Source organism: Kosakonia radicincitans DSM 16656, from assembly GCF_000280495.2.
GTDB classification, from domain to species: Bacteria; Pseudomonadota; Gammaproteobacteria; order Enterobacterales; family Enterobacteriaceae; genus Kosakonia; species Kosakonia radicincitans.
Genome location: NZ_CP018016.1, coordinates 485664 through 505983, shown reverse-complemented (window position 1 = coordinate 505983; position 20320 = coordinate 485664). Strand labels below are relative to the sequence as shown.

Here is a 20320-nt window from a genome sequence, read left to right as displayed (position 1 = left end):
TTAATGTTATTTGCGACGTAAGACACATGTGCCTGTCCTTCAGCGCAGGATTTGGTAAACTCCGCGCCTTTCAGCATACATTTCAGAATTTCCCAGACGAGATTGTTTGCATAAAAATTCATTAATATGCATAATAATGTTGTTTTCACGGCCATATTACGGGTGACTTATGCGAAGCTCGGCAAAACAAGAAGAATTAGTTAAAGCGTTTAAGGCGCTTCTTAAAGAAGAGAAATTCAGTTCTCAGGGAGAAATTGTCCAGGCTTTACAAGATGAAGGCTTCGACAATATCAATCAGTCTAAAGTCTCCCGCATGCTGACCAAATTCGGTGCGGTGCGTACGCGCAACGCAAAAATGGAGATGGTCTACTGCCTGCCGATTGAACTGGGCGTCCCGACAACCTCCAGCCCGCTGAAGAACCTGGTGCTGGATATCGATTACAACGATGCCGTTGTGGTGATTCACACCAGCCCGGGCGCAGCGCAGCTTATTGCACGCCTGCTGGATTCCCTGGGTAAAGCAGAAGGTATCCTCGGCACCATTGCTGGTGACGATACGATTTTTACCACCCCAGCCAGAGGTTTCACCGTTAAAGATCTCTACGAAGCGATCCTCGTGTTGTTCGAGCAGGAACTCTGATATCACTTCCCCCCGCTTCGATTGCGGGGGAATGTTCTGCCGCCTCCCCCTTCGTTCACGACTTTTCACTCACATTAATTTAACAGTTAGTGCGATTTCCTGTTTCAAACCCCCGGCGCAGTGAATGCCATCGCACAAAAAATCAAATTCAAATATCTATATGATTTTCTTAGATATCACCAATCATTTTTTAATCGCATCCAGGTTTTTTATGCTTTCTTGTTATAAAAAATGATTTCATAGAGGCCTAATTACCATAGAAACAATTAGCATGGTATTAATTTTTTCTGTGACTAGTGTATACTTGATTTTGTGATGAGGGTCACGAAACAAGGCCCCAATGAATTGAAGTAAAAGAATACGACGAGGTGAAGAATCATGAATATCAAATCAACTGTTGCAACACTCGGCATTCTCTCAGCACTGTCATTTGGCGCTTTCGCTGCCGATTCCATCAGCGCAGACCAGGCGCAATCACGCCAGTCTCTGGGCACAGTATCCGTAGGATCTGTCGCCTCCTCTCCGATGGATATGCGTGCTGAACTGAACAAAAAAGCGGAAGAACAAGGTGCTTCTTCTTATCGCATTATCGAAGCACGTACCGGTGACAACTGGCACGCAACAGCCGAACTGTACAAATAAGTTTTACCGATAACCCTATGCCATCACTCAACGGCGCCAGGCACAAAAATAGCAGTTCAATCCTCCCTGCCGTTGAGACTCTCTTAAGGAGACAAACTATGAAACGCAATCTAATCATCGCATCCCTTGGCCTTGCATCCCTGATCTCTTTCGGCGCAAGCGCTGCAACGCTGGTTAACAGCGAACAAGCAAGCAACCTCCAACCTATGGGCAGTGTTTCTGTTTCACAGGTTGCCGGTGTACCGATGGATATTCGCCAGGAACTCTCTGCGAAAGCTGACCAGGCGGGCGCCAGCAGCTATCGCATCGTTGAAGCACGTACGGGTGACCACACCCACGTCACGGCGGAACTGTATAAATAAACCCTCGTCGTCTAGTCCGACGACTTGCCCCTGCCTGTCAGGGGCTTTTTTTTGCCTTTAACGCACATTAAAACGCAGCTCGCCTTCCAGCTCCTCTTCCGCTTCATCAAACAACAGGATCAATGCGCCAAAACGGCGGCGCTGTCGCTCCGGCAGATGAACAAACTCTATCTCCAGCGGCAAAGGTAATGCTCCCGCCATCACCGCGTCCCACAGTGAATCGAGATCGCGAATTTTGCCGCTTCCCAGCTCGAACTGGCGCGAGAACTCCCGGTAGAACGCGCCCTGATCGTCGATGTTTTTAAAATCGAAAGTGTAGGTATTCATTATTTCCGCCACCAGCCCAACAGGGCGGCATCCGCCGCCGACGCGTTATAATCCGCCGAGATGCAGGGTTTTCACCTCAAGAAACTCCTCCAGCCCCAGCACCGACCCTTCGCGACCGAGACCCGACTCTTTCACTCCGCCGAACGGCCCCAGTTCGGTGGATACTGCGCACTCGTTAATACCGATCATTCCACTCTCAATGGCCTGCGAAACGCGGAACACCCGCTGCAAGTTTTGCGTATAGAAGTAAGCAGCCAGGCCAAACGGCGTCGCATTCGCACGCTGGACGACTTCTTCCTCGCTGGTAAAGCGGAAACAGGCAGCAACCGGACCAAATGTCTCTTCCTGCGCCAGCTTCATGCCATCGCTACAATCGCCCAGTACGGTTGGTTGCCAGAAGTTACCGCCAAGGCTGTGCGCTTTACCACCAGCCAGCACTTTAGCGCCTTTGGCCACCGCATCTTCCACATGCTCACGCACTTTCTCGACGGCGGCCGGCTCAATCAACGGCCCCACTACCACGCCCTCTTCCAGACCATTTCCCACTTTCAATGCGCTTACCGCCGTACTCAGCTTTTGCGTGAAAGTATCGTAGACAGACTCATGAATATAGAAGCGGTTTACGCTAACGCATACCTGGCCAGCATTGCGGAATTTGTTAGCAATCGCCCCCTGAACTGCCGCATCGATGTCGGCATCTTCAAAGACGATATACGGCGCGTTGCCCCCCAGTTCCATCGACACTTTTTTCATGGTTTCGGCGGCGTTGCGAACCAGGGTTTTCCCTACCGCAGTCGAACCGGTGAAAGAGATCTTACGTACCTCGTGGCTGGCCATAATCGCATCGCTGATTTCTGCCGTGTTACCGGCAATAGCATTGAGCACACCATCCGGTACGCCCGCCTTCTTCGCCAGCGCCAACAAAGCAAACGCGCTGAGCGGGGTATTGTTCGCCGGTTTGATAACGCCGGTACACCCTGCCGCCAACGCAGGCCCCAGTTTGCGGGTCAGCATTGCCATCGGGAAGTTCCACGGCGTGATGGCAGCCACCACACCTACCGGTTCCCGGGTCGCCAGAATGCGCGACCCCGGCTTGATCGGCGGGATAATTTCACCGTTGGCGCGTTTTGCCTGTTCGGCAAACCACTGAATAAAGCTGGCGGCATACTCGACTTCCCCCTCAGCTTCTTTCAATGGTTTCCCCTGCTCGGTGGCCATTAAGCGCCCTAACCAGCTTTTATTTTCAATGATCAATTCATACCAACGATAGAGGATGGCGGAACGCTCTTTCGCGGTTTTCGCCCGCCAGCCCGGAAAAGCCCGACTCGCCGCAGCAATGGCATCTTCGGTCTCTTTTTTCCCTGCTTTCGCGACGCTGGCGATGACTTCACCGGTGGCCGGATTCAGAACGTCAAATGTGGTGTTCAGGGATTTCCAGACGCCATCCACCAGATAGCCGGTCTGAAAAAGTGGGTTGTCCTGCAATACCTGCGTTGTCATTTGTTCTCCCGATCGGTGTGTTATCAGCTTTCACAAAGTATAGCCATAAAAAAACCGACGCTTTTTAGCGTCGGTTCTCTGTTTAGTTGCTGGTCAGCGCATGCTGATATTTGTGAAGCATCCCGGTTAATCGCTGCACCGGTTCCGTCACCTGTGGCGGCGCATCCCAGATGCGCAGTTTCTCCTGGTAGATATCCAGCTCTTCCAGCAGTTGCGTAAAGTAGCGCCGTCGTTTGTTATCCGATCCAGCCGAAATCACTTGCGACGCGGTACGGCGTAACTGGCGATGAAAAGCGGAAAGATCATCGTTGATCGGCACCGGCGCATCGCGCAGACGCTGGTGGGCAATAATCAACGTTAATGCCAGACGAAACTTCGCCACGTCGCCGGGAAATTTGTTCAGCAGTAAAAACAGTTGCTGATACAGTGCGGGCAGATGGTTCTCTTTACGTCGCGCTGTATTGGTGGTCATTGCCGATACCGCCGCCGAAACAAACTGATTCAACAACGTACGCCCGGTGCGCGCCTGCGAGTTATCCCGCACCAGCAGCAGAACCACCATAGCCAGCACCACGCCCACTAACTGGCCAAGCGCATTGTCGAGAAACTGGCTGAATTTAAAGGTCATTGGGTTATCAAGCACCAGAATGTTGATGGTGCCCGCCAGCGTCGCCATCGATCCCAGACGGCGCTTCTGTACCTCAATGCCGATGAAAAAGGCCAGCACCGCCAGACTGATACAAAGCAGCAGCATGCTTTGTTGTGTCGAGGGAATAATCACCAGATAGAACAACGCCCCGATTGGTAGCGCCCACAGCATGCCGTAGATAAAGTCTTTCGCCACCATTTTTGGGTTCGGCAGACGCATCGCCAGCGAGGTAACGACGGCAATCATGACCATTGATCCACTGCCGGATGTCCAGCCGGTCCACAGCCAGAAAAGCGTACCCAGCATGCACGATAAAGTAGTGCGCCAGAAGTTAACCATTGCATGGTGACGTTCGGCGGATTCCGGTTTTACCACCACTTCGCCCTGCAGAACCTCTTCTTCAACCGCACTGATTTTGGCATTACCGATGACACCGCGTTTCAGCAGCAGGTAGCGTGTCGCCGCACCCACCCAACTATAGATGGTTACCGGCGTATCATGCTCACCGGTCCAGGCTAGCACCCGGCGCATGCGTTTCAACTGTTTATGCACATCCTGCACATTGTCGACGGGATCCGCGAACAATTCCCGGAAAGTATCAGTGACCAGTTCCGGGCGCGTATTCTGAATAAGGTAGGTTTCGCAAGCCTGAGTGATCAGCGTTAATGACAGCGTGTTGATGACTTTTAACCGCCGGTTAGCACGCCCCCAGCGGGAGGATTCAATCTTCAGGTTGCTGCGCATGCCTTCCAGCGCGGTGGTACGGCGCACCAGTGCAGCCCACGCTTGATCCACCTCTTCTCTATCGCCGTGCTTGATACACAATCGCATCAATTGATAGTGCGCCACCAGCAGAGCATCCAGTTCACGGTCAATCTCACGTTTGATCGAGCGGGGGGAAAACAGCAGATCGGCAACAATGGCACAGAGGATGCCGACGACGATTTCGCTACAACGCTCCACGGCATATTGCGGTGCCAACAGCGGCTCGGTCTGAATGGTAACGACGATGATTAACGCGGTATACCCGGCCAGCCCCCAGGCATAAGAGTTTTCAACCCGTACCAGCGAGGAGAGCCAGGTACAAAAACCGGCCCAGATACAACACACCATCAGCATCAGCAGCGGCGTGCGGATCAATACAATGATGATCGCCAGACCAGCAATACAGCCGATAAACGTCCCGACAATACGCAACATCCCGCGGTAACGGATAGCGCCGGAATAGGGCTCGCCACCGGCGGCAAACGCCGGGCCAGCCGCAACAATCGCAGCGGTCAGCACCGCCCAGCGCGGTGTTTCAAGCTGAAAGTGAAAACCGACAAACAGAGCCAGCACCACGGCAAAGGCCAGCTTGACGGCAAAGCGCAAATGCTGGCTGGCTATCGACAACAGCCCCATAGCGATTACCCCAGCTCACGCAGGCGGTGGGCCATTTTACGAAAGAAGGAGTCCTGGCTCTCGTCACGATCGGTTTTCCCGGTCACGACAACGGTCGCGGTAGTCCCCGCAGGCCAGAGATTTCCCGGCTGTTTATCGAGGCGAATACGTACCGGTACGCGCTGGGCCAGACGCACCCATTCCAGATTGGAGTCGATGGTTGCCATCCCTTTGCTGTCGTTGCTGCTGCTGGAGTTGGTCACACCAGCGGCAATACTGTCTACCGTGCCTTTCAGCACCAGGTTACTGCCGAGCGGCGTGATCTCTGCCCGGTAGCCAGGACGAACGCCTTCGAGTTTGGTCTCTTCCATATAAGCCAGAATATAGAAGGAGTTCTGTTTTACCAGCGCCACAGCGGTGGAACCGCGGGTAATAAACTCACCGGCGTAAACATTCAGGTTGGTGACCCAGCCGTCAGCTGGCGCGCGGATGATAGTGCGCTCCAGATCGAGTTTCGCCAGGTCGCGGGCCGCTTGCGCTTTCGCAAGCTGATGCATCGCCGTTTGCAGTATGTTGTTCGCCTGGTCGATCTCTTCACGCGACATCGCCTGTACGCCTAATTGATTACGACGACCGGCCTCACGGCGCTTCTCGTTGACCAGCGCGTCGTAATAAGCAACATCCGCTTCATCTTCTGCCAGCGCTTTCTGGTAGCGGGGCTGATCGATGGTGAACAGCACTTGTCCCTCTTTTACCAGTTGGTTGTCATGCACGTTGACCGAGGTCACCAGCCCGGTGACATCCGGCGCAATGGCAACCACATCCGCGCTGAAGCGCGCATCGCGCGTCCAGGGCGATTCGGTGTAATAGACCCAGGCACGGAAAATTGCGATGAACGCCAGGATAACCAGAATGACCGTAATAGCGGTACGGGAGATATTTCTTGTTAGTGTTTTCACTTCAACCTCAAACAAACAGACGCGACAGCAGGTAAAACAGGCAGCAGTACAGCGCAGTATTAAATAACGCGGGATGCCAGACGAAATCATAGATTCCGGTGGGGATCAGCACCCGTCGCACCAGCCAGAAAATCGCCAGTGACAAAATCAATTCGAAAAAAATCGGTGGGAACGACAAACCGAACACCACGATTACGGGAAACAGACTCATGTTGACCTTGATTCGAGAACAAGCAGGTGAAATTGTTTTTACGTCACCGCAGGAATAGGACAGGCGTGCCAGGGCGAGAGTGACGTGGATATTCTTAAGAGATAGTATATTAACGTAACTGTTATGCTGTTATCTATATTGTGTGATCTAAATCACTTTTAAGTAAGAATGAATAATGGAACGACTAAAACGCATGTCGGTGTTTGCCAAGGTAGTGGAATTAGGTTCATTTACCGCCACCGCCCGACAGCTGGAAATGAGCGTTTCGTCCATCAGCCAGACGGTGGCGAAGCTGGAAGATGAATTACAGGTCAAGCTGCTAAACCGCAGCACACGCAGCCTGGGGCTGACCGAAGCCGGAAAAATTTACTATCAGGGGTGTCGTCGCATGCTGCATGAAGTGCAGGATGTTCACGAGCAACTTTACGCTTTCAACAACACGCCGATTGGTACGCTGCGCATTGGTAGTTCTTCAACCATGGCGCAAAATGTGCTGGCAAAAATGACGGCAGAGATGCTGAAAGAGCATCCAGGGTTGACTGTTAACCTGGTAACCGGTATCCCGGCGCCGGATCTGATCGCCGACGGGCTGGACGTGGTGATCCGCGTCGGCGCACTTCAGGATTCCAGCCTCTTCTCCCGCCGCCTCGGCGCGATGCCGATGGTGCTGTGCGCGGCGAAAAACTATCTTGCCCAATATGGCGTGCCGGAAAAACCCACCGACCTGGCAAATCATTCGTGGCTGGAATATAGCGTCCGTCCGGATAACGAATTTGAACTGATCGCGCCAGAAGGGATCTCAACGCGGCTGATCCCGCAGGGACGCTTTGTCACCAACGATCCGATGACGCTGACGCGCTGGCTGACCGCCGGTGCCGGGCTGGCCTATGTCCCGCTGATGTGGGTGATCGATGAGATCAACAGCGGCCAGCTGGAGATCCTGCTGCCGCGCTATCAGTCCGATCCGCGCCCGGTTTATGCGCTGTATACAGAAAAAGATAAGCTCCCGCTGAAAGTGCAGGTCTGTATTAACTACATGACGGAATATTTTATTGAAGTGGGAAAGGTATATCAGGGAATGCAGGGGCGCAGTGCCTGAGCGGATAATCCTCTCCCCGCAGGGAGAGGATTTTAACGATTAAGCCGTACCGCCTACCGTCAGGTTATCTACTTTCAGCGTCGGTTGACCCACGCCAACCGGCAGGCTTTGTCCCTCTTTGCCGCATACGCCAACGCCGTTATCCAGCTTCAGATCGTTACCGACCATAGAGATCTGCTGCATGGCTTCGATCCCGGAGCCAATCAGCGTTGCGCCTTTCACCGCTTTGGTCACTTTACCTTTCTCAATCAGGTACGCTTCCGAGGTGGAGAAGACGAACTTGCCGGAGGTGATATCCACCTGGCCGCCACCGAAGTTTGGCGCGTAGATCCCGTAATCAACGGATTCGATAATCTCCTGCGGCGTCGATTTACCGGCCAGCATATAAGTGTTGGTCATGCGCGGCATCGGCAGATGAGCATAAGATTCACGGCGGCCGTTACCGGTCGGTTTCATGCCCATCAAACGCGCGTTCATCTTGTCCTGCATGTAGCCTTTCAGCACGCCATTTTCGATCAGCACATTGTATTGCCCCGGCGTGCCTTCATCGTCAATTGCCACTGAACCGCGACGATCGGCAATCGTGCCGTCATCAACCACCGTGCAAAGCTCTGAAGCCACCAGTTGGCCCATCTGACCGCTGAATACTGATGTGCCGCGACGGTTGAAGTCGCCTTCCAGACCGTGACCGACCGCTTCGTGCAACAGCACGCCCGGCCAGCCCGCGCCCAGCACCACTGGCAGCGTGCCCGCAGGCGCCGCAACAGCAGACAGGTTCACCAGCGCCATGCGCACGGCCTCTTTCGCCCACGCATCTGCACGCACATCGCCATCAACGTCTTGCAGGAACCAGTCATAACCGAAACGACCGCCGCCACCGCTGGAACCGCGCTCGCGTTTGCCATCCTCTTCCACCTGCACGCTCACCGAGAGACGCACCAGCGGACGCACATCGGCGGCCAGCGTACCGTCGGTCGCCGCGACAAGAATCAATTCATAAACGCCGGTCAGGCTGGCAGTCACTTCCTGCACGCGCCTGTCGGCCGCGCGCGCCACTTTATCCACGCGGCGCAGAATATCCAGCTTCTCTTCGCGGCTCATGCTTTGCAGCGGATCAAGGCTGGTATAAAGCGCCGTATGTTCCACCGCGCCCAGCGTCTTCACTTTGCCGTCGCCATCTTCACGCACAATGGTACGCGCGGCCTGCGCGCTCTGCTCCAGTGCCAGCAGGCTTATCTGGTCGGCATAAGCAAAACCGGTTTTTTCACCGCTCACCGCGCGAACGCCCACGCCCTGATCGATATTGTAAGAGCCATCTTTAATGATGCTGTCTTCTAAAACCCAGGATTCGTGATAGCTCGACTGGAAATAGAGATCGCCATAATCAAGACGACGTGCGGTCAATTGACCGAGAATGGCAAACAGATCCTGATGACTCAGGCCATTCGCTGCCAGCAGTTGTTCACTCACCAGATTAAGACTCATCATTTTTTACTCATCGTTGCCGCCACATCGGGCAATAAAAAAAGCGATACAAGGAGCTTGAGGCAATTCGCCGATGCCGTCAAATCATTGCGTTTTGTCCGTGCGCGGCTGGCGCAGGACTTCGTTAATCTGCGGCTGATCGACCGGGCCAGTAATGCGGTAGCGCAGAATAGAGACTTTATTCCATAGCGGCCCCAGCACTTTACTGGCGGCAAACACTGCCGCGCCTACAATCGGGTTGACGGCGAAAGCGGCTGCCACACCTACGGTTGCCGAAATTTCCGGTGCCACGACCGCTTCAACATCCAGCTCGCGACGCACCAGATCGACCGAACCTTTCATCGCGATATCCGCTTCCAGCCCGTCCACCAGCGTATCGTCGCTGTGCAGCACGCCATCTTTGATCCATGCGGTGCTGCGGATCGAATCAAACCAGAACCCTTCACTGCTGAAGGTATCGCTAAAATCGAAGCGCAGTTTGCGCAGCAGCGCGTCGACGCTGAACAGGCGCAATACCTGACCCGCATGACCGGTGCTGATATCGGTGATCTGCCCTTTCCCCAGCCGCGTACGCAGAATGCCGTTCAGCGACTCTTCCTGCGGCTGCCACGGCGGGCTGCGCCAGTGCAGGTCATAGTTGATATCAAAAGAGGAGCCACGTACCGGCGTCGGCACGCCAAAGAAACTCATCGCCGAATCGAGCTTCTCGCCGCGCAGCACGCCTTTCAGCGATGTGCGTTCCGCTCCTTCCCGGTTCACCCATTCGCCGTCTGCCGTCAGACGCGCGGTGCCGCTGTCCACCAGGCCGTTTGCCAGCGTCATCGTATCGCCATTGATCGTGAAATCACCGTCGATGCGCCCATATTTTTGCCCCCACAGCCAGCATTCAGCGCAGCGCAACTGCAAATCCGGCCAGCCGGTAAAATCAATACGGGTTTTGCCGCGCAACAACGTCGACGGCGACGAAATGTCATCATCATTCGGCTGCGTATTCGCCGGATTGTAATAGAGGTAACGGATGGCCGCCTGCCACGGCGCATTATCGCGCAGCGTCAACGTACCGCTAATTTCCCGTGCCTGCGCCTCAATGGTTGAGCCGGAAAGCTGCGGCTGCGAGACGATACTCAGGTTATTCCACTGCTGCCCGCCCAGCGTCAACGCTGGCGTGCGTAACGTGATGCTGGACGGGAAGCTCGTTGAATTACTGACATTATTCGCCACGCCCTGGCGGAACAGCGCCAGCCACTGCGCGCCGTTCATCGCGGGGAGATTCAGCTCCAGCCCGGCCTGCTCCGGCAGTGGTGGAAGGGTGCGGCTATCCGACGCCCAGATCCCACGATCGAGAGTGAGTTTGTTGTTAAGCAGCCAACGGCTGTTGAAGTGATTATTGCTACCGGCGTTGCCGGTCAGCGTAAAGCTACGCAGATCGCCGTCCACTTTCAGTTTTACCGGCAGCGCTTTACCTGCGTCTTTATCCAGCGGCGGCGGCAAGGTGCTGGCGATGTTACTCAGATCGCCATCAATATTGACCTTGTAAGTCGCACCGCCACGATGCGGCAGCTCAATACCAACATCCCCTTTCCACGCCACGCTGCCGCCGAGCGCAGACTCAAGTTGAGCGGGTAATACGCCCGTGTGCGCTGGCTGCCAGTTGCCGTTGAGATTGACCGCAACCTGGTACGCTTTATCGCCTTCGGTGGTGGAAAAATCGAGGTTCAGCGGTTGATTAAACCAGCTCGCCTGTAACGGCTCGCTCTTCAGGGTGCCATTATCAAAACTGAATTTGCCGCTGAGGTTTTTCAGCGTGCTGTTGAGCGGCTTAATAAACAGGCTGTTGTTACGCAACGCCACATCGCCTTTGGCGACAGTCATCTCGCCATCCAGCGGAATATCAAGATGTAAGCGAGCGCTTACGTCGCCATCAAGTTGCAGTTCATCCAGCGCGCTGGCCAGCGTATCGTGTAGCGGCGTCTCTTTGAAATAGGGGCCAACGGCTTTGCCCGGGCCGTTAATATCGGCATCGATCAGCAGCTTCTCTTTTTCATAATCCGGAATAACCGCGGTCAGATTGCTGGCGGTCACGCCGCCGAGGGCCGCCTTATCGCTTTTCATCCACAGACCGTCATTGAGGAAATCCAGCTCGATATCCAGATTTTGCAGCGCTGGCCAGTCAGGTTGAAAAGCAAAGGTCGCATTACGCAGTGGCACCAGTACTTCAAACTGACCTTCATTGTGCTTATAGGGGAATAAGTGCGGGTTACCGCCGTACACCAGCGTGGCATCCTGCGCCTGCCCGCCTTTAATGGCGGCGCTGAGATACGACACCAGCGCTTTGCCCATCAGGTTTTGCGGGAAGTAGCGCCAGGACTGCCCGGCGTCGGAAACATTGATCCCCGCCAGAATGCCAAGCCAGGGTTCATCATCCTGCGGCTGGAGATAACGGAAACCACCGTGCGCATGTAGCGCGTTCGCCTGCACATCAATGTTATGCCCATCAAGCTGGAAGCCACGTTCGTTCTTCTGCCAGTTCAGCGTGGCATCCGCTTTCTCAATCTCCAGCGGTGCCGGGAACACACCGACGTACGGCATTTTCGCCTGCATCACTGTGCCCGTTAAGCGCCCGTCAGCGAGGCTGCCTTCCAGCTTGCCGCTGAAATGTTCAACGCCCGGCAACAACTGCCACTGTTTCCAGCGGATATCTTTCCACTGTGCCTGGAAACGCGTTTTGTCGGCTGCCTGCAACGGGATATCCAGCGCCAGTTGCTCCAGCGAACCTTCCGGCTGCATAGTGCGCCAGATGTCGTACAGGGACGGCGAGATCTTCTGCGCAATCGGCAGCAGCCCTTCCAGCCCGCTCAACTCAAGGTTGTTGGCGCGAACGCGCAATTCATCGCTGCGAACGCCGTTCACCCCGCCCGCTTCCTGCGCCGGAACCCAGGCGAAACTCAGAGCGCCCTGCGGCCATGCGCGGTCATCAATAGCGATACGTGTTACCGGTACATCAAACTGCCAGCCTTGCTGTTGACGGGAAACATGGACGGTCAGGTTATCGACCGTCAAATGGTGGGTGGTAGCCTGCTCTCCCTGCCAGCTTGCGCCGCCTTTTTTCAGCCACGCATCGCCGCTTTCCACCACGCCTTTATTCAGCGTCATCCAGCCCTCAAGGCTAAAACGGGCAGAATCGAGCGCCACGTTGTCCTGCATCCATGTGCCGAGCCACGGTTTAACATCGATATCATCGGCTTGCAGCCAGACACGACCATTATTCAGCAGCCCGTTGTCGTCGCGGAGATCCATCCGAACCTGCATCACACCGTGCTGCCCGGTCAGACTCGAGAGACTGACTTGCCCCTCAGCGCGGTGACGATCGTTGCCATTAAGCCAGGTAAGCTGCGGGATCGCCAGTTCGGCGCGTTGGCCGGAAAGCGTCAGAAAACTGACGCGGCTGTCGCGAAGATCGAAATGATCGAACTGGCGTAAGAAGAGATCGCTGATGCGATCGCTGGCAATCGGCTCACCGTTGTCATTCCGTTGCAGCGGGGTATTGGTGCGTGCGACCAGTTGATAAAAGGTGAGGTTACGGAACTGCCAGCGCAGGTGCAGCAGGCTCTGCCAGACATCCAGCGCCAGCGTCACGCGCTTAACAGAAAGATCGCCGCCGTCATTCAGGCGGGCTTTGATATCGCGCACTTCCAGCTCTGGGCCGAAATTCTCCCAGCGCGCCTGCAACTGGCTGGCCGAAACCGGAATACCGGTTTGCGCCGTGATGCGCGTCAGGATCTCCTCGCGCCAGTTATCCAGGTGCGGCAACACCAGGCGCAAACCGCTCACCAGCAGCGCCGCGATAACAATCAGCGTCGCCCCTGTAAGCAGCAATATCCCCGGCAGTCGCCTCACGCCTCTCTCCTTGTCAACCCAATCAGACCCGCTTGTGTCGCAGCACGCTGCGTATTACATCATGACTACGTCAAACTGCTCCTGATTATAGAGCGGCTCGATTTGCACTTTTACCTGCTTGCCGACAAAGATTTCCACCTCGGCCAGCGCGTGCGACTCTTCGCCTTTCAGGGTTTCCGCTACCGCAGGTGAAGCATAGACCAGGAAGCGATCGGAATCGTAGGCATGGTGGACGCGAACAATCTCGCGCATGATCTCATAGCACACGGTTTCCACGGTTTTCACCGTTCCCCGGCCATGACAGGTGGGACATTCGTTGCACAGGACGTGCTCCACGCTCTCGCGCGTGCGTTTGCGGGTCATCTCTACCAGCCCAAGCTGGGAAAAACCGTTAATACTGGTTTTCACCCGATCTTTGCTCAACGCCTGCTCCAGCGAATGCAGCACGCGGCGGCGGTGATCCTCATTATTCATATCAATAAAATCAATAATGATAATGCCGCCAAGGTTACGTAACCGTAGCTGGCGGGCGATCGCCTGAGTGGCTTCAATATTGGTGTTGAAGATGGTGTCATCAAGGTTGCGATGGCCGACAAATGCGCCGGTATTAATATCGACAGTGGTCATCGCTTCGGTTTGATCGATGATCAGATAGCCGCCCGATTTCAGTTCAACCTTACGCTCCAGCGCGCGCTGAATTTCGTTTTCCACATCGTAGAGATCGAAGATCGGCTGGCGGCCGCTGTAATGTTCCAGTTTGCTGGTCATTTCCGGAATGTATTCGGCCGTGAATTCAAGCAGTGCCTCAAAAGTCAGCCGTGAATCAACGCGGATACGATCCAGATGCGCATCGGCAAAATCGCGCAGTACGCGCTGCGCCAGCGCCAGTTCGCCGTAGAGCTTGCAGCGCGTCTGCTGGCGCTTCTTGCGCTCCATCACTTTCGTCCAGACACGCTTCAGATAAGCGGCATCAGACGCGAGATCCTCTTCGCACACGCCTTCGGCGGCAGTACGAATAATAAAACCGCCCTGCTCATCGCAGTAGCTGGCCACTACCTGCTTCAGGCGCTCACGCTCGGCTTCACTTTCAATACGCTGGGAAACGCCAACGTGCGCCGCACCCGGCATAAACACCAGATAGCGGGACGGTAGCGTAATATCTGTGGTAAGGCGCGCGCCTTTGGTACCGAGAGGATCTTTGACCACCTGCACCATCAGATCCTGCCCCTGGCGAACCAGTTCGGAGATATCGCGAACGGTGAAGTTTTTCTGTTCTTCTCCGGCGACGCATTCGGTGTGCGGCATAATGTCGGAGGCGTGTAGAAACGCCGCCTTTTCCAGACCAATATCTACAAAAGCCGCCTGCATACCCGGAAGTACCCTGCTGACCCGACCTTTGTAGATATTGCCTACTATCCCGCGCCGTGCTTCGCGCTCGATGTGAATTTCCTGAAGAATACCGCCGTCAATATAGGCGACGCGTGTTTCCGATGGTGTAACGTTGACCAACAATTCAGCCGTCATGATTATCTCTTCCTTCACGCAGTGCGTTAAAATTGCTCAGCAATTCCCAGGTTTCCACCAGCGGTAAACCCACAACGGCATGATAACTACCGTTAATTTTCCTGACGAAACACCCACCCAGCCCCTGAATGCCGTACGCGCCGGCTTTATCCAGCGGTTCTTTGCTTTCGACGTAGGCGGCAATATCCTTTTCTGATAACACTCTGAAGGTCACTTCTGTTTCTACCAGACAATCGAGCAGGTGCTGGCGATCGGCCAACGCCACAGCAGTCATGACCTGGTGTGTTTGCCCGGAAAGCAGACGTAACATACTGGCAGCATGCGAGGAGTCTTTCGGTTTTTCAAGCACTTCACCATTAAATATCACAATCGTGTCCGCGCCTAACACCGGCAGATCGCGCGGTGCCATCGCTACGCCCGCCAGTGCCTTCTCACGCGCAAGGCGCAGAACGTACTGCCGCGCGCTCTCCTGCGGCTGGCGTTGTTCTTCAATTCCCGGAACGATACGTTCAAAAGCCACACCCAATTGGGTGAGCAGTTCCTGACGACGGGGGGAGCCGGAAGCGAGCCAGATATCTGTCATAACAACCTTTATTGCACCGCAAACTGCTGGCGGATCTTACGCATTAACAGGAAGAGCCACGGCCAGAGCACGCCATTTACGAGGCTGCTCCAGAAAATGTCGGGCTTGAACGAAACGTTGATGACCAGAAACTCAGCCCAGAAAACAATCACTTCGGTCGCCAGCGACAACAACATTACCACCAGCGCCTGTTGCCAGAGCGCCAGATTACGGAATAACTGAAATTTCAGTGCAACCAGATAGGCGACAATGCTTAATGACAACGCACGAACGCCAAGGGTGGATCCGCTAATAAGATCCAGTATGGCACCCATAGCGAAACCCGTACCGACATTTACGCGGTGCGGGAGCGCCAGGATCCAGTAAAGCAGAATAAGCAGAACCCAGTTTGGCCGGTAAACAAGAATGTCATCCGGCCAGGGCATGATTTGAAGCAACAGAGCAATGAAAAACGAGAGCCAGATAACCCAGCGCCCCTGGCTACGGTAACTTGCCACTATTGCCCTCCCGGAGAGAGTTGCGGCGGCGGCTGTGTAATACCGGTTGCCGGAGCAGGCATCGGCGCAGGCGGCCCCATCACATCAGGTGAAGGCAGAACCTGCGGCATCATTTGCAGCAGACGTTCATTCGCCACACGGTGCACATCTTCCGGCGTCCGTGGATTGGTGCCGTTACGATCCGCCCCCCACAGCAGCAACAGATAACGTAAACGTTGCAGGCCTGCCGTCGGACGCGCCTGAATCACCGTGTACGCACGCTGCGTATCCAGTTTCACCGATGAAACAACAGCAACCGGATATCCTTCAGGGAAACGACCGCCAAGACCGGAGGTAACCAGCACATCGCCCACGCGAATATCGGTGTTCGCGGGCAGGTGTTCCAGTTGCAGATCATCGGTACAGCCGTTACCGGCGGCAATTACGCGGATGTCGTTACGCAGAACCTGAATCGGCAGCGCATGCGTCGCATCGCAAATCAGCAGCACGCGGCTGGTCAGTTTCGCCACCGCGACTACCTGACCGACGACGCCTTTGTCGCTGATCACTGGTTGGCCTTCGTAAACGCCGTTCGCGCTGCCTTTGTCGATCACCACCTGATCGCTGTACGGATCGTTCACCGTCGAGATCACCTGGGTCACCATTTTCTGCTCATCCTGACGCAGCGGCGATCCCAGCAGTTCACGCAGGCGCGCATTCTCCTGTTTGTACTGCCCTAACATCAGCAGTTCGCTGTTTTTCAGCAGCAGTTCCTGACGCAATGCCCGGTTTTCAAGCTCGAGTTGATCGCGCGATGCCAGCGTTTGTGACACGCTGTCGAGTAATTCACGGGGACCGTTGGAAATAAAATAGAAGGGACTGACGGCAGTATCCATGTACGTTCTGATCTGGCTGAACGTACCGAGGCGGCTGTCGGCGATGATGACTCCAAGCGCCACCAAAACCGCCAGAAAAAGGCGAATCTGTAGCGACGGGCCACGGCTAAAAATTGGCTTCATAGGCTTTGCGTATTCTCAGGCCAGACAGAACCGGAGCGGAATATCACTCCGGTTCTGACGCGGACTATTCTTCGCTGAACAAGTCGCCGCCGTGCATGTCGATCATTTCCAGCGCCTTGCCGCCACCACGCGCTACACAGGTCAGTGGATCTTCTGCAACCACAACAGGAATACCGGTCTCTTCCATCAGCAGGCGATCGAGGTTACGCAGCAGCGCGCCACCACCGGTCAATACCATGCCGCGTTCGGAGATGTCGGAAGCCAGTTCCGGCGGGCACTGTTCCAGGGCAACCATCACGGCGCTGACGATACCGGTCAGCGGTTCCTGCAGCGCTTCGAGGATTTCGTTAGAATTCAGAGTAAAGCCGCGCGGTACGCCTTCAGCCAGGTTACGACCACGCACTTCGATTTCACGCACTTCGTCGCCCGGGTAAGCGGAGCCGATTTCGTGTTTGATACGTTCAGCGGTCGCTTCACCAATCAGGGAGCCGTAGTTACGACGGACATAATTAATGATCGCTTCGTCGAAGCGATCGCCGCCAATACGCACAGAAGAGGAGTAAACCACGCCGTTAAGAGAGATAACCGCAACTTCCGTGGTACCACCACCGATATCCACAACCATAGAGCCGGTCGCTTCAGATACCGGCAAGCCTGCGCCGATTGCGGCCGCCATCGGTTCTTCAATCAGGAACACTTCACGCGCGCCTGCGCCCTGTGCGGATTCACGAATCGCGCGGCGTTCAACCTGGGTCGCGCCAACCGGCACACAAACCAGCACACGCGGGCTTGGACGCATAAAACTGTTGCTGTGCACTTGTTTAATAAAGTGCTGCAACATTTTTTCGGTCACGAAGAAGTCAGCAATAACGCCATCTTTCATCGGGCGAATCGCTGCGATGTTGCCCGGTGTACGCCCAAGCATCTGTTTCGCTTCATGACCTACTGCGGCCACACTTTTCGGTGAACCGGCACGATCCTGACGAATGGCCACCACGGACGGCTCATTCAATACGATGCCTTGTCCTTTTACATAAATCAGGGTATTCGCGGTACCCAGGTCAATGGACAGGTCATTGGAAAACATGCCACGAAATTTTTTCAACATACTAAGGGATAATCCTGAAAGCTGGGGCGGATACAAAATCCGCTTACTTTACCAACCACACGCAGCAGCGACAAGGCGTAAGAATCATCTGCTACGGTGAAAATTAGTGCAGTTTGTTTCCTTTGTTGCAAAACGACACGACTTCAGCCGGAAGCAGAAAAAACTCTTCTGTTCCAGCGTATTGCTTTTGCGTTATTTCAAAGGTCAAACCGGCTTTGTATTACTGTCACAATCCGGCGGGCAGGCAAGCACACCCCCAAAAATGGCAGCGCGCATTATTCTACGTGAAAACGACTCAAACAGCAGTTCAAACCGAGTATCTTTGCGAATATTTTTTCACATTGGTATCGAGCGGTTGAGAAGACGCGAAAAAATCGCCCTGTCCCCCGACAACGCCCCGATCCACCAGCGTCTGCCATTCAGCCCGCGCGCGAACGCCTGTCGCGAAAACGCGTGTCCGTGTGCCTTTGCACGCCTCCACAAGACTCTGAACCAGCAACTGATTTTCGGTACGCTTTTCAATGTTCCTGACCAGTCCCGGATGCAGCTTTAATAACTCCACATCCAACACTTTAATCCAACTGGTGCTCACCAACGTCAGACCCGCCTGCACCACCGCTACGCGCGCGCCCAGAGCGTTAATTAATCGCACCACCGACTGTAACCGGCTGATATGTTGACAAACATCAGCCTCAGCAAGTTCAAAAATAATCCGTTTGCGTTGAGATTTTTCGCATTCCATTAATGTGTCGCGTAGCCAGCGCTGAAAACGCGGGCGTACCAGAGACTGAACTGTCACCTGCATCGCCAAATTCTCTTCCGGCCAGAAACCCAGGAAGGGAATAAGACGGGTGATCTGCTGGCGGTCATACTCTTCAGAGAGACCAAACTGGAGCACCATCGGCATATATTCTTCGGCGATCACTTCTTGTTCACCGTCGAAAATACGACACATCAGCTCCCGGTGATGCACCAGTCCATCGCGATTAACCGCGGGTTTCTGATAAACGCGCGGCCCGCCCCGGCTCAGCATCTGCTCTATCAGCGTCCGCCAGCGCACATTGCCACGCCCTTGCTCGGGCAATGAATCATCATAAACCGACCAGCTGTTACCGCCCTGCAATACCGCATTACGCGCCGCAGCTTCCGCATGCTCCATCACTTGTTCCGTTGACTGGCCGCTACGCCATGCACAAACGCCAATGTGCATAATATCTTCGCGGTTCTGCGCCTTATTGTGCGGCAGCCCATCGACAGATTTCAGGATCTGCCCGGCGATACTTTCCGCTTCCTTTAATGTCCGGTGCGGCAACAGCACGGCAAAATCGCTGCGGTGATAACGTGCGAGCAGCGCGCCAGGGTAACGCATAATAAAAGTAGAAAGTAAGTTGATGAGGGTGAAGAAATACTCTTCCGCCGCCGTAGTCAGCCCCCAGCTTTCGCGCATAAGATCAAAATCCGGCAGGCGGATCATCATCACCACGCCGTGCGAACCGACTTTTTCCTGATCTTCCAGCAGTGTCGCCAGTTGATTATCAAAAAACAGACGGTTATTCAGGCCGGTACGCGTATCTTGCGCCGCATAAGAGCGGATCAGCGTATCCATCCGGCTGCGCTGATCGCTGGCAAACTGGATATCGGTCAGCAGCACATCCAGCGCACTGCTGGTGCGTGATGGCCACTCGTAGATGCTGCCGCGAACCTGCGGGCCTCGCTCACCATTAAGGATCCGCGTCGCTCGCCCTTCCAGCAGTTCTTGTCCGGAAAGCTGACGACGCAGCCAGCGCACAGCAAGAAAGATAATGACGATCATAAAACCGATCGCGAGAGTCAGCGGCGCCGTATTGACCAGCGAACGAAAGTAGTTGGCCATCGGATCCTGGTAGATAAGCGAAATCGTGAGGCCGGGGTTTTTCAGCCCCGAAACGGACAGTTCACGGGTCTGCAAACTACTGCCTGCCGGACGGTAGCTACCATTGCGCGCATAGCTGAGCAGGGTTTTCTTCCCCTGCTTGATCTCAACTTTAATGATATCCAGCGGCACCATCAGCTCATCAAGCTGAGGCGAAAGCCGGTTGACAGGTGTAGAAATCAGTCGGGTATCCACAACCGCTGCGACCGCCGCCACGCGGTTAGCCACCTTGTTTTGTATGGCATTATAAAAGCTCAGTGAGCAGCCGATCAGCGTGACGAAAATCGCCAACGCGGTCAGCAGTGTCACAAAAGCGGAAAATTTCGTCGTTAATCGCATCCCTGTGTTAACTCCGTTGTATTAAAGAACAAGACGATATCGACCCGGAGCTTGTTAAAAAGTAAGCACTAACTTTCAAATCTAACCGCGATATGGAATAGTCAGGAGTAAAGTTAGAAAAATCCGAGGCCGTTTTTACCCCTGCGAGTATAGTCCTCATAAATATTTTTCCAATCAGCAATCATATGGATGATTGTTTCGGCAAATG

The 20320-nt window shown here is 54.7% G+C and carries 17 protein-coding genes; 4 read left to right on the top strand and 13 right to left on the bottom strand.

Annotated features, from left to right (window positions below; genetic code table 11):
* Window positions 1-169 precede the first annotated feature (169 nt).
* The 3 genes from argR (at window position 170) to yhcN (Y71_RS02470) (ending at window position 1644) form a co-directional block, all read left to right on the top strand.
* Entirely contained in the window at window positions 170-640 is a 471-nt protein-coding gene (argR, locus tag Y71_RS02480) for a transcriptional regulator ArgR (RefSeq protein WP_007369877.1), read from the top strand.
* Between the two features lie 378 nt (window positions 641-1018).
* A complete protein-coding gene (gene yhcN / locus Y71_RS02475) occupies window positions 1019-1282 on the top strand; it encodes a peroxide/acid stress response protein YhcN (RefSeq protein ID WP_007369876.1) in 264 nt (87 codons plus the stop codon).
* A 98-nt stretch (window positions 1283-1380) separates the two neighbouring features.
* Entirely contained in the window at window positions 1381-1644 is a 264-nt protein-coding gene (gene yhcN / locus Y71_RS02470; protein WP_035887996.1) for a peroxide/acid stress response protein YhcN, read from the top strand.
* A gap of 57 nt (window positions 1645-1701) precedes the next feature.
* Here yhcN (Y71_RS02470) and Y71_RS02465 read toward each other — a convergent pair whose 3' ends face one another.
* The 5 genes from Y71_RS02465 to aaeX all read right to left on the bottom strand — a co-directional run bounded on the left by Y71_RS02465 (window position 1702) and on the right by aaeX (window position 6670).
* Entirely contained in the window at window positions 1702-1971 is a 270-nt protein-coding gene (locus Y71_RS02465; protein ID WP_007369874.1) for a barstar family protein, read from the bottom strand.
* 45 nt (window positions 1972-2016) lie between these two features.
* Window positions 2017-3471 carry an NAD-dependent succinate-semialdehyde dehydrogenase gene (locus Y71_RS02460; protein WP_007369873.1) on the bottom strand — a complete coding sequence of 485 codons (1455 nt, stop codon included), beginning with the start codon at window positions 3469-3471 and terminating at the stop codon, window positions 2017-2019.
* A gap of 82 nt (window positions 3472-3553) precedes the next feature.
* Window positions 3554-5521 (bottom strand): p-hydroxybenzoic acid efflux pump subunit AaeB, encoded by a 1968-nt coding sequence (gene aaeB, locus Y71_RS02455; protein ID WP_007369872.1) that lies wholly within the window; start codon window positions 5519-5521, stop codon window positions 3554-3556.
* Window positions 5522-5526: 5 nt separating this feature from the next.
* Window positions 5527-6459, bottom strand: a complete 933-nt coding sequence (gene aaeA / locus Y71_RS02450; protein ID WP_007369871.1) for a p-hydroxybenzoic acid efflux pump subunit AaeA — start codon at window positions 6457-6459, stop codon at window positions 5527-5529.
* A 7-nt stretch (window positions 6460-6466) separates the two neighbouring features.
* Window positions 6467-6670: a p-hydroxybenzoic acid efflux pump operon protein AaeX gene (gene aaeX / locus Y71_RS02445; RefSeq protein WP_007369870.1), complete on the bottom strand. Its 204-nt coding sequence runs from the start codon at window positions 6668-6670 to the stop codon at window positions 6467-6469.
* A gap of 175 nt (window positions 6671-6845) precedes the next feature.
* On the opposite strand from aaeX, the gene aaeR reads away from it, so the two are divergent.
* Window positions 6846-7769, top strand: a complete 924-nt coding sequence (gene aaeR / locus Y71_RS02440; RefSeq protein ID WP_007369869.1) for an HTH-type transcriptional activator AaeR — start codon at window positions 6846-6848, stop codon at window positions 7767-7769.
* Window positions 7770-7808: 39 nt separating this feature from the next.
* Here the strand turns inward: aaeR and tldD are convergent, their stop codons facing one another.
* The 8 genes from tldD to csrD all read right to left on the bottom strand — a co-directional run bounded on the left by tldD (window position 7809) and on the right by csrD (window position 20112).
* Window positions 7809-9254 carry a metalloprotease TldD gene (gene tldD / locus Y71_RS02435; protein ID WP_007369868.1) on the bottom strand — a complete coding sequence of 482 codons (1446 nt, stop codon included), beginning with the start codon at window positions 9252-9254 and terminating at the stop codon, window positions 7809-7811.
* 84 nt (window positions 9255-9338) lie between these two features.
* On the bottom strand, window positions 9339-13151 hold the full coding sequence (gene yhdP / locus Y71_RS02430; protein ID WP_007369867.1) for an AsmA2 domain-containing protein YhdP: 3813 nt from the start codon (window positions 13149-13151) through the stop codon (window positions 9339-9341).
* Between the two features lie 54 nt (window positions 13152-13205).
* Window positions 13206-14675, bottom strand: a complete 1470-nt coding sequence (gene rng, locus Y71_RS02425) for a ribonuclease G (RefSeq protein ID WP_007369866.1) — start codon at window positions 14673-14675, stop codon at window positions 13206-13208.
* Entirely contained in the window at window positions 14665-15258 is a 594-nt protein-coding gene (locus Y71_RS02420) for a Maf family protein (RefSeq protein ID WP_007369865.1), read from the bottom strand. The genes rng and Y71_RS02420 overlap by 11 nt, the downstream gene beginning before the upstream one ends.
* Window positions 15259-15266: 8 nt before the next feature.
* Window positions 15267-15755, bottom strand: coding sequence for a rod shape-determining protein MreD (mreD, locus tag Y71_RS02415; protein ID WP_007369864.1), 489 nt, complete (start codon window positions 15753-15755; stop codon window positions 15267-15269).
* Entirely contained in the window at window positions 15755-16753 is a 999-nt protein-coding gene (mreC, locus tag Y71_RS02410) for a rod shape-determining protein MreC (RefSeq protein WP_007369863.1), read from the bottom strand. The genes mreD and mreC overlap by 1 nt, the downstream gene beginning before the upstream one ends.
* A gap of 64 nt (window positions 16754-16817) precedes the next feature.
* Complete coding sequence (mreB, locus tag Y71_RS02405) at window positions 16818-17861, bottom strand: rod shape-determining protein MreB (protein ID WP_006818047.1); 1044 nt, start codon at window positions 17859-17861, stop codon at window positions 16818-16820.
* Window positions 17862-18168: 307 nt separating this feature from the next.
* Window positions 18169-20112: an RNase E specificity factor CsrD gene (csrD, locus tag Y71_RS02395; RefSeq protein WP_007369862.1), complete on the bottom strand. Its 1944-nt coding sequence runs from the start codon at window positions 20110-20112 to the stop codon at window positions 18169-18171.
* Window positions 20113-20320: the final 208 nt, after the last annotated feature.